We start from the raw sequence: 10,439 nt of genomic DNA on the forward strand, positions 1-10,439 counted from the left end.
GGCCGGCGCGGGGGTGGCGGCCGGCGCCGGCTCGGCGCCCGGGGCGGTGAGCGGCGAGGTGCGCAGCTCCAGCGGCTTGGTCAGCCCGCGCGCCCCGTAGACCAGGTCGGGGCGTACGGCGATCACGGCACCCACCGTCAGGGCGGTGATCACCGCCTCGCCGATCCCGATCAGCACATGCACGCCCACCATGGCGGTGAAGACCTTGCCGATCGGCACCTCCGCGGTCCCGCCCAGCGCGTAGAGGGCGGTGAAGGCCACCGCGGCGGCCGGCACCGAGAGCAGCGCGGAGACGAACGAGGCCACGGTGATCGAGCTCCGCCGTCGCGGCAGCACCTTCACCAGTCCTCGGAACAGGGCGTAGGCGACCACGGTCGTCACGATCGCCATATCGGTGATGTTGACGCCCAGCGCGGTCAGCCCGCCGTCGGCGAACAGCACCCCCTGCATGAGCAGGACGACCGAGACGCACAGCACACCGGTGTACGGGCCGACGAGTATCGCCGCGAGCGCCCCGCCCAGCAGATGCCCGCTGGTGCCGGCCGCGACGGGGAAGTTCAGCATCTGCACGGCGAAGATGAACGCCGCGACCAGCCCGGCCAGCGGCGCCGTACGCTCCGCGCCCGCGCCGCTGCCCTGCCCCGCACCCGCCAGTTCACGCCGGGCGCCGCGCAGGCTGACCGCGACCGCGACCGCGGCGGCCGCACCGGTCGCCACCGACACCGGCGCATTGATGAATCCATCGGGTACGTGCATCTCAGGGTTCTCCGCTTCAACGTCTGCAACCGGCCAACGGTCTGCAACCAGCCAATGGTGGTGCCTCCTGCAAAGAAGTTGCAAGAGCGCCCATGATGCGAAACGGATTCGACCACGAACGGCCCGGCGGCGGCCCCCGTCCCTCGGGAGGCCGCCGCCGGGCCTGGCGCGTCGTGGCGACGGCCCTCAGACGCGGACCAGTTCGCGCTGGATCTCCGGCTCGTCCGGGCCGCCGGCGAGCTGTGTGCGCAGCCCCTCGCCCTCGACGTCCACGTTGGGCAGGACCTTCTGGAGCCGGCGCGGGAGCCACCATGCGGAACGGCCCAGGAGGGCCAGGACCGCGGGGACGAGGGCCATCCGGACGATGAAGGCGTCGAAGAAGACGGCGATGGCGAGGCCGAAGCCGATCATCTTGACCATCGAGTCGGAGGAGCCGATGAAGCCGGCGAAGACGCTGATCATGATGACCGCGGCGGCGGTGACGACCCGGGCGCCGTGCCGGAAGCCGGTGACGACGGCCTGGTCCGGACGTTCGCCGTGGACGAAGGCCTCACGCATCCGTGTGACGAGGAAGACCTCGTAGTCCATCGCCAGTCCGAAGACCACACCCACCATGAAGATCGGCATCATGCTCATGATCGGGCCGGTCTGCTCGACGCCGAACAGGCTGCCCAGCCAGCCCCATTGGAAGACCGCGACGACCGCGCCCAGCGCCGCGACCACCGACAGCAGGAAGCCGAGGGCCGCCTTGAGCGGGACGAGGACCGAGCGGAAGACGACCATCAGGAGGAGGAAGGCCAGGCCGACGACCAGCGCCAGGTAGGGCAGCAGGGCGTCGTTGAGCTTCTGCGAGACATCGACGTTCATCGCGGTGGCGCCGGTGACCAGGGTCTTCGCGCCGGTGTCCTGGGCGATACCGGTCGCCGTCGACCGGATGTGGTGCACCAGGTCCTCGGTCTCGACGCTGCTGGGCTTGGACCGGGGGACGACGCTCAGCATGGCGGTGTCGCGGGCCCTGTTGAAGGTGGGCGGGGTGACCGCGGCGACATCGTCCATCGCGCCGACCTGCTTGGCGACCCGCGCGGCGGCGGACCTGGCGGTCTGGCCGGGGTGGGCGTCCCGGCCGTCGACGACCAGCATCAGCGGGCCGTTGACGCCGGGGCCGAAGCCGTCCGACAGCAGGTCGTACGCCTTGCGCTGGGTGGTGCTGGTGGGCTGCGAGCCGTCGTCCGGCAGGCCCATCTCCAGTGAGGCCGCCGGGATCGCGACGGCGCCCAGGCCGATCACACCGGCCAGCAGCACGACGACCGGGCGGCGCAGGACGAAACGCGCCCAGCGGGTGCCCATGTTGGGGCGGTCACCGGCGGCGGAGCCTTGGGCGCCACCGAGCGTCTTACGCTCCTTACGGGGCAGCACCCTCATCCCCGCGAAGCCCAGCAGCGCCGGGATGAGGGTGAGCGCGATCAGTACGGCGATGACGACGGTGCCGGCCGCGGCCAGGCCCATCTTGGTCAGCATCGGGATATTGACGACGGCGAGGCCGACCAGCGCGATGACCACCGTCAGGCCGGCGAAGACGACCGCCGAGCCCGCGGTCCCCACCGCACGTCCGGCGGCCTCCTCGCGCTCGCGGCCCTCGGTGAGTTCGGCGCGGTAGCGGGAGACGATGAACAGGGCGTAGTCGATGCCGACGGCGAGGCCGATCATCATGGCCAGCGTCGAGGTCGTACCGGACAGGTCGAGCGCGCTGCTCAGCGCGGTGATGGTGGAGACGCCGATGCCGACGCCGATCAGCGCGGTCAGCAGCGGCAGTCCGGCCGCGATCAGCGCGCCGAAGGTGACGACGAGGACCACCGCGGAGACCGCGATACCGATGACTTCGGTGGCGCCGGTCTCGGGCATGGCCTGGAGCGCGTTGCCGCCGATCTCGACGGTCAGCCCGGCGTGCCGGCCGTCCTTGGCCGCGTCCTTGAGGGCGTCCTTGGAGGCGTCGGTCAGCTCGAAGCCGGTGACCTTGTAGGAGACCTGGGCGTAGGCGGTGCGGGCGTCCTTGCTGAGGGTCTTGGTGACGTACGGGTCGGTGACCTGGGCGACCTGCCCGGAGCCCGACTTCAGCGCATGGACGGTCCGTTCCACGGCCGCCTTGTTGGCCGGGTCCTTCATCGACTCGCCCGCGGGGGCCTTGAAGACCACCCGGGCGGTGGCGCCGTCGGCGTTCGCGCCGGGGAAGCGCTGGTCGAGCAGGTCGAAGGCGCGCTGTGCCTCGGTGCCGGGGATCGAGAAGGAGTCGGCCGCGGGGGCGGAGGCGGTGGCGGCACCGACGCCGGCGACGGCCAGCAGCGCCACCCATATCAGGGCGACGACGCCGCGTCGCCGGAAGGCGAGACGTCCGAGTTTGTAGAGGAAAGTAGCCACGAGTTGAGGTGCTCCCGTCGGATGAGAGAGGTGCAAGGGCGTGCGGTACCGAGCCGGCGACGAGAGCGGCGCGCCGGCGCGGGAGGGGCTATGGGGCTTGTGGTTGGGTGAGTTGGGGTCAGACGCCCAGGGCGGGGAGGACCACGGCGTCGAGATAGGCGGACAGGAACGCGGCGTCGATGCAGCGGTCCTCAAGGAGCTGACGGGCGACGAAGGCGCCGATCAGCATGTGCGGGACGAACCGGAGCGCGGGGCAGTCCGAAGCGATCTCACCGCGCGCGATACCGCGCCGCAGGATCGCGTCCAGCCCGTTCATCTCGGGGTCGAAGAGCACTTCGCGGAGCGCCCGGTGCAGGTCGGGGTTGTTGTGGATGGCCTGCGCCAGGCCGCGCATCAGGGCGGAGTCCCGTTCCATCTGCTGGTCGTCGGCCCGGCTCACGAGCTCGGCGAAGTCGCCGCGCACGCTGCCGGTGTCGATGTCCTCGATGCTGACCGGCTTGCCGTGCCGCAGCGCCCGGGCGACCAGTTCCGGCTTGCCCTGCCACTGGCGGTAGAGGGTGGCCTTGCTGGAGCGCGTGCGGGACGCGACGGCGTCCATGGTCAGCGCGTCGTAGCCGACCTCGCGGAGCAGGTCGAGCACGGCGTCGTACAACTCGGCCTCCCGCTCGGGAGTGAGCCTGCTGCGCCCCATGACATGCACCTCCTGGTCAGATCGGAGCGTACCGGAGCCACCGTCCGGACCCGGCTGGGAACGAAACGGTTTCGTACACACCGACCGTACGCCCCACCTGAGCGAAACGGAAACGTTTCGATGGTGGTCTGCGTCACCTGCCCTCGCCTGCGGCCGCCGTCATGGGCCGCCTTCGTCTCCGCGGGCCGCCTGGCGCAGGGCGGCGGCGACCGGACGTTCACGGTCCCGGGCGCGCCCCTCGATGGCGATCTCGGCCCAGACGGTGAAGCCGGCGCTCAGTTTCCGCTGCCCCCAGCGGTCGGCCAACACTTCAACGATCAGCAGCCCCCGCCCGCACTCCTGCTCAGGCCCTGGCCTGGCCGGTGCGGACGCACAGCCCTGCCCCTCGTCGGTCACGCTGATGCTCGCGGTCCGCGCGGTACGCGAGAGCACGACGGCGATGAGACGGCTGTTGCTGTGCTCCAGCGCATTACCGGCGAGCTCCCCGGCAATCGATTCCAGGGCCTCCACCTGATCCGGGGCAACGCCCCACCAACGGGCCGTGGTCCGTACGTAGCGACGGGCGGCGCCCGCGGACGACAGATCCCCGCCGGGGAACGATTGCAGGCCCAATGCCTGCAGTGTGGCGGATGAGTACGTCAGCGCGTCGTGGATGGCCTCGATGAACGATGGCATCGGCGCACCCCCTTCAGAAGTGCTCGTCGTCATCCGCGTCATCCGCGTCATCCGAGCCATCCGCCAGGGCAAGGCGGCTGCCTCGGCTCTCGGCGATGAACAACGCGTCGTGGAGAGCGTCCGCCAACTGAGCGGCCAGAAAGCCGAGTTCGGAAGCCGTGCACTGTCCGAGGTCGGCGAGTAGGCCCTGCGCGTGGCCGAGCAGCCTGCCCGCCAAGCCGAGTTGTGCGGCCTCGATCCGGTTGGCGAGGCGGGATACCGGGCCGGTGCCATCCGTGGACAGATAACAAGGCCGTCCACCCTCGCCGACCCAAGGCAACCGCCGCAGCGACGGGTCATCGCTGTTCACCGCGCCACCTCCATGCCGCACGCGGGAGCCCGGAGCGCTCGGCGTCGTTGCCGTTGCTGTTGCTCTTGCCGCTGCTCGTGGGTGAGCAGGTAGGGACGGATCATGGCCGTTCCCCGGCCGTCGATGGGGATGTCGGTGGCGTACGGCCCCGGGTGCCGGGGCGTAGGCACAACCGCGGTGCGGGCCGCCCGGGGAGGGCGGCTCGGCGGTCCGGCACAGTGTCGGCCACGTGGGGCGAACAGAGATCGCAGTTGGTCGATGACATGCGCGATTTGGTGACGCATTCCCTCAACTCCCTTTCGCAGAGCCGATGTCGAGCATCATGAGAAGCTTGTCATTGGACTCCAATGAATGGCGCACTCATGGCTAGAGTTCGTCAATGTGGGTGACAAGCGAGCAGTGGTGCCCGTGCCGACCAATTGCTGCGTACGCTCGCCGTGTTGGGCCGTCGCTGAGCGTGACAGCGAATGGCGAACGGGAAGGAAAGGGCGGGGATGACCGCGACACTCACAGGGCCGGCGGGACGCATGCAGATCGCCCGTGGCCTCATCTCGTTGCGCGAGCGGTGCGGCTTGACCCAATCGCAGGTCGCCGAGCGGGCTGGGGTCAGCAAGGCGACGGTGAGCCGTTACGAGATGTGGCAGGACCGAGCCCGGATCCGGTGGGCCACGGTGAAAGCGATCGCCGATGCCTGTGACGCATCTGCGAGTGAACGCGACGCCCTGGTGCGAGTGGCGCGGACCCAGACTGACGGCTGGTGGGTCGGAAACAGCGCGGTACCGGAATGGATGGACCCGCTGGTGTCCTTTGAGCACGAAGCCGAGTACGAGCACCTCTGCGCCAACACCGTCATCCCCGGCCTGCTTCAGACACGGGAGTATGCCCTCGCCATCCATCAAGCGCGTGAGGTTCGCAGCCCGAACGATGTGATCGAGCAGATGGTGGACGCCCGGATTCAGCGCCAGGGCATCCTTCGACGGGAGCCTCCGCTGCACCTGTGGGCTGTGCTGGATGAAGCCGTGATTCGCCGGACCGTCGGCAACTCAGCCGTGATGGCTCAGCAGTTGGACCACCTCTACGAGATGGCGCAGAGCCCTACGGTCGAGATCCAGATCCTGCCGTTCAAAGCCGGAGCCCATGCAGCAGGAGCCGGCGACTTCGTCATCCTCGGCAGGAACGACGAACGAAGCCCACTCAACTCCATGGCCGTGGTTTACATCGAGATGCGCCGACGGGGGCTGTATCTCGATGAAGCCGAAGATGTATCCGGCTATAAGCTCACCTTCGACTATCTTCGCTCACAAGCAGCCGACACCTCGGCGTCGTTGCGGCTGCTGGCCAAAGTACGACAGGAGCTGTCTCATGACTGATCGCCCGCTGTCCGGCATAGAAGTACCGGCTCCCACTTGGTTCAAGAGCAGCTACAGCGGAGGCGAAGGCAACGCATGCGTCGAGGTCGCGAACCTGCGCGCCCAGGTCGCCGTCCGCGACTCCAAGGCCCCACAAGGACCAGCGCTGGCTTTCCCGGCGGCGACGTTCGCAGCGTTCATCGACGAAGTCCGAGGCGCCTCGGCCGACGGCCGCTCGGTGTGACGTATCAGCAAGACCTGAGACAGACGGCACGTGGTGAAGGGGGCCTCCCGTCAATGGGAGGCCCCCTTCACCACAAGAGGACCGCGTTCGATCAGGTCGTGTACTCCAGCTCCGTCATGGCGGCCCGATGCACCGCCAACGCGATGTGCGCCAGATCGAGCCCTTCGAGGTACTTCACCAAGGCGGCCCTTGTCTCCGAGAGCTGACGCCCCAGCTCCGTCCCTCCCAACTGGCCGGGGAGGATGATGCGGCGGAACTCTCGCTCCATGATGGCGCCGGCAACCAGCTTTTCAGCGAGCCACATCGGCGTACGTTCCCGGATCGCGAAGGTCAGGTGGACGCTGGGCTCCTCGGAGTTGACCACGTGGGGGTTGTGGACCCACCCCCTGGGAAGCAAGAGGGACTGGCCGGCCTTGAGGTCGACCTCTATGTCCGGGCCCTGCGCCTCCCACGTCGGGATGTAGTCGCCCCGCCACACCCGCCAGCTCTCGTTGTACTCCCGCATGGGAGCGTCCACAGGGGGCCGCCACAACTGCCACCGCTTCACTCCCGTGGTCTGCACGATCACGGCCATCTGCTGATCCCAGTGGTGGCGTAGCCCCTGGTTGCCAGGCGGGGTGAGAAACGCGTGCACGTAGTTCGAGTAGCCCGTCTCTTCCTGGATGCGTTGAGAGACATGGGCCAGGTACGGCACGACACGCTGGAGATTGCCCAGGCGGATGGTGTGGCCACTGTTGTGGAGCTTCCACAGCTTGGTCGCATCGGTACGGCCGTTCGACATGAACGCATCCCGGTTCAGGGACGGACTGGGGGCCTTGACGACCGCGATCTCGTTCGCGGGCACGCAACCGGTGCAGAGGTAATCGTTGAGGAAGTCCGCGGTGACCGTGTCGTCCAGTGCCGTCCTGCCACGCTCGTAGACGCGAGGCTCGTCGGGCCAAGAGGCCAGGAGTTCGGTTGCGCCGTCCTCGGGCAGTAAGAGACGCAGCGACATGACGGAATCTCCTTCTGTGCTAGAGGGTCACGAGGGTGGGAGCGGGCAAGGAACGTCTGGGTGGAAGTGGTTCGGGCAGCACACGACGGCGGCTGAGAACAGGTTTCTCGACTGCGTGTAGTGCACCCAGCTCACATCGACTCCGCGAGGAAGCACATCAACGGCGTACGCCTGTTTCTCGGCCAGGGTGCAATATGCCTGCTTGCCGTCCTCCCGCGTGAACGGGGGGTTCTCCTCGTAATGCTTCGTCAGCCAATTCAGCGTCTCGGCCACCACTGTCCAAGTGCGGTCGGGCACGGCCTGGTTCCGCTTGATCAGCCAGTGGCCTGTCATCAGCGGGGGCAGGTCGGAGGTGGGGAACTCTGCGGCGACTTCCCGGTAACGCTCCTCCTCCCTTGCCCCAGGGGCGGGGAGAATGGAGTGCGGGGGGCGGCGACCACCCTCCTGCGCATATCTGGCGGGTGCGCCAATCCAAGGCCCAAACCCGTGCCAGTGCCCTGACCAGCTCATTTGTGCCCTTCTGGGAGGTGCTGGGCCGCCCCGTGGCGACGCGGCGGCCCGTCGTGCGAGTGGTGGGGAGGGACCGGGTTAGAGCTTCAGGCCCCGCTTGTTGATCCACCCGAGGGCGAAGTCGTCCAGCTCGGCTTGCGTGAAGCGCAGCTCCTTGCCGGCGCCCTCGGGCTTGTTGTCGCGGACGGCGAACGCGGACTCGGCGCCGGGGATCACGCCGACCTCGACGCACGACTCGTGCTCGCCGCCGAGGTTGCCGCCACAGAAGCTCTCGAACTGGGTTCCCTCAGCGGGGAGGTTGTAGAGGTCGCTCAGACTGCGCATCTCCGTGGCGTCGGGTGCCAGTTTCACCTCAGGGGTCTGCATTGGTGGCTCCTCGTCAGTTGTCTTGGCCAAACGCGGATGCGCAAACGAACATAGACCGGCACGAATCCAATTCCCAAGAAGATTGCGCGAGTTTGCAGCAAGTCGGTTGACGAGCCCGAACACCTCACCGACGATCGGCGTGTCGCGCAATCCTGCGCAAGGCAGCGAACGGGAGAGCAACCATGAAACTACGGTTCCTTGGTAAGAACTCCACCCCCGGAGACAGCCCCACCCTGTACGCCAGCAACCAGGACAGCTACGTCGTCCAGGGCTGGAAGGTCTACGCGCAAGGCTTGCTCATGCAGCTTGACGTGCCGGATGGTCAGACCGTCGTCGAGGTGCCGACCGAGCTGTTTGAGCACCTGACGAAAGACGGCCACGCGTCCGGGGAGATCAAGAACTTCAACGCCCCGATCATGCTCGTCACCGAACAGGGCACGTGCCTCCTCCAGGGCCCCGAAGTGCACGATGCTGAGGCTCTGAGCCAGATGCGCATACCCGACTACGAGACCTGCATCGAGGTGCCCAAGTCCTCGATCACGGCCCTACTGGAGGAAGACAGTGGACCTGATCACCCCCGCTCAGCGCGATGAGCTGTTCAACAGCTTCAAGCGCGACGCCTTCCACCTGGAGCTGAGGGACGACTACGGGTCTCCCATCGAAGACACGCCGTACGCCCGCTGGCAGAGGGGCGAGCCCGACGACTACGCGTGGCTCGACCCCTGGGTGACGCTCATGAAGCGCGTCACGGGCGAAGGGAAGACCGTACGACGTGTCCGCGTCGTCACGGAGCCGCACTCCCAGTACGTCGGGTGGGAGCACTCGCTGACCAACCTCAACATCGAGGCCGGCGAGGACATCCGATGGCTGCCGCGGCACCGGTTCCCCGAGGGCACCACTTTCCCCGTGGACGGCAACGACTGGTGGCTGTACGACGATCGCCTACTCGCTGTCGGCCACTTCGGCCCGGAAGGCCGAGTACTGGGGTCGGAAATCATCGAGGATCCCGACATCGTGGCCGAGTGCATCCGACTGCGCGACCTTCTCTGGGCCATCGCCACTCCACACGCCGAGTACAAGCCCTGACCCATCAGTGAGCAATCAAGCACAGGAAGCGCGAGAGGCACTGGGTGCCCGGCTACGCGGGTTCCGCAAGGATGCGGGCTTCGCGAGCGGCCGGGCATTCGCCGTGGCCACTGGGTGGGCAGAGTCCAAGGTCTCTCGGATCGAGAACGGCAAGCAGAACGCCAGCGAAGACGACATTCGCACCTGGTGCCTCAAGACGGACAGGCAAGAACACACCAAAGACCTGATCGCCACAGTGCGCCACATCGACGAGCTGTGGCTTGAGTGGCGCCGACAGCTCCAGGCCGGAGCCGAGAGCCGGCAAAGCAAGGCCCTGCCGGTCTATGCCAGGACCAAGGTCTTCCGTATCTGGCACCCCACCCTCGTGTGGGGGACTCTCCAGACGGCGGACTACGCCGCGGAGACGCTCAAGCAGGTCGTTTCGTTCTACGAGATCCCCAACGACACGGAAGCTGCCGTGGGCAAGAGGCTGGAGCGGCAGCAATATCTCTACAGAGGAAATCGGATATTCAATGTTTTGCTCGCTGAACAGGCCCTCTACTCGAATTTCGGAGGGCCGGATGTGATGAAGGGGCAGCTCGACCGCCTCTTGGCCGTGATGCGACTCCCCAGGTTGAGCCTGGGCATCATTCCACGGTCCGCACCTGTGAAAATCTGGCCCGGCAATTCCTTTTCCATGTTCGATGACAGGCTCGTCCTCGTTGAGACTTACTCGGCCGAGTTCTCGGTAACTCAACCGAGAGAGATCGAGCTCTACACCAAGGCTTTCGCTCTTCTGAAGCAGTCAGCCGTATACGGCAACACCGCAAGAGAACTGATCATGACAGCCATCCACCATTTCGACCGACGGTCACCCGCATGAAGGAATTCATGTCTGCGCCGTCAGAATGACACGCAAGTTTCTACACATCTTGTGGTGCGTGGGGCGGCTCCCTGTCTCAGGCGGTAGAGGTTCCAGCCCACGTCGTGGCATGTAGCTGGAATGCAGGGTGGGGGTGGTGGGT

General features: G+C 67.2%; 12 protein-coding genes. 5 read left to right on the plus strand and 7 right to left on the minus strand.

Annotated elements, in window-relative coordinates; translation table 11 throughout:
• The 5 genes from DY245_RS13180 to DY245_RS13200 all read right to left on the minus strand — a co-directional run.
• A partial coding sequence (locus DY245_RS13180; protein WP_181923659.1) for an energy-coupling factor ABC transporter permease occupies positions 1-756 on the minus strand: 756 nt, incomplete at its 3' end.
• A 186-nt stretch (positions 757-942) separates the two neighbouring features.
• Entirely contained in the window at positions 943-3,171 is a 2,229-nt protein-coding gene (locus DY245_RS13185; RefSeq protein WP_128506911.1) for an MMPL family transporter, read from the minus strand.
• 118 nt (positions 3,172-3,289) lie between these two features.
• Positions 3,290-3,862: a TetR/AcrR family transcriptional regulator gene (locus DY245_RS13190; RefSeq protein ID WP_128506914.1), complete on the minus strand. Its 573-nt coding sequence runs from the start codon at positions 3,860-3,862 to the stop codon at positions 3,290-3,292.
• 159 nt (positions 3,863-4,021) lie between these two features.
• Positions 4,022-4,537, minus strand: coding sequence for an ATP-binding protein (locus DY245_RS13195; RefSeq protein ID WP_181923660.1), 516 nt, complete (start codon positions 4,535-4,537; stop codon positions 4,022-4,024).
• Positions 4,538-4,550: 13 nt separating this feature from the next.
• On the minus strand, positions 4,551-4,886 hold the full coding sequence (locus DY245_RS13200) for a hypothetical protein (RefSeq protein WP_128506918.1): 336 nt from the start codon (positions 4,884-4,886) through the stop codon (positions 4,551-4,553).
• Positions 4,887-5,380: 494 nt separating this feature from the next.
• Between DY245_RS13200 and DY245_RS13205 the strand changes: the two genes are divergently transcribed.
• Complete coding sequence (locus tag DY245_RS13205; RefSeq protein ID WP_244943013.1) at positions 5,381-6,256, plus strand: helix-turn-helix domain-containing protein; 876 nt, start codon at positions 5,381-5,383, stop codon at positions 6,254-6,256.
• On the plus strand, positions 6,249-6,479 hold the full coding sequence (locus tag DY245_RS13210; RefSeq protein ID WP_128506920.1) for a DUF397 domain-containing protein: 231 nt from the start codon (positions 6,249-6,251) through the stop codon (positions 6,477-6,479). The genes DY245_RS13205 and DY245_RS13210 overlap by 8 nt, the downstream gene beginning before the upstream one ends.
• A 91-nt stretch (positions 6,480-6,570) precedes the next feature.
• Here the strand turns inward: DY245_RS13210 and DY245_RS13215 are convergent, their stop codons facing one another.
• Complete coding sequence (locus DY245_RS13215) at positions 6,571-7,473, minus strand: JmjC domain-containing protein (RefSeq protein WP_128506922.1); 903 nt, start codon at positions 7,471-7,473, stop codon at positions 6,571-6,573.
• Between the two features lie 588 nt (positions 7,474-8,061).
• On the minus strand, positions 8,062-8,349 hold the full coding sequence (locus DY245_RS13225) for a DUF397 domain-containing protein (protein ID WP_244943014.1): 288 nt from the start codon (positions 8,347-8,349) through the stop codon (positions 8,062-8,064).
• 182 nt (positions 8,350-8,531) lie between these two features.
• On the opposite strand from DY245_RS13225, the gene DY245_RS13230 reads away from it, so the two are divergent.
• The 3 genes from DY245_RS13230 to DY245_RS13240 are packed head-to-tail and all read left to right on the plus strand — an operon-like array spanning position 8,532 to position 10,297.
• Entirely contained in the window at positions 8,532-8,942 is a 411-nt protein-coding gene (locus DY245_RS13230) for a hypothetical protein (protein ID WP_128506926.1), read from the plus strand.
• Positions 8,911-9,435, plus strand: a complete 525-nt coding sequence (locus DY245_RS13235) for a DUF6879 family protein (RefSeq protein WP_128506928.1) — start codon at positions 8,911-8,913, stop codon at positions 9,433-9,435. The genes DY245_RS13230 and DY245_RS13235 overlap by 32 nt, the downstream gene beginning before the upstream one ends.
• 7 nt (positions 9,436-9,442) lie before the next feature.
• A complete protein-coding gene (locus tag DY245_RS13240; protein WP_128506930.1) occupies positions 9,443-10,297 on the plus strand; it encodes a helix-turn-helix domain-containing protein in 855 nt (284 codons plus the stop codon).
• The last annotated feature ends 142 nt before the right edge of the window (positions 10,298-10,439 follow it).

It is taken from the genome of Streptomyces inhibens (assembly GCF_003389455.1).
GTDB classification, from domain to species: Bacteria; Actinomycetota; Actinomycetes; order Streptomycetales; family Streptomycetaceae; genus Streptomyces; species Streptomyces inhibens.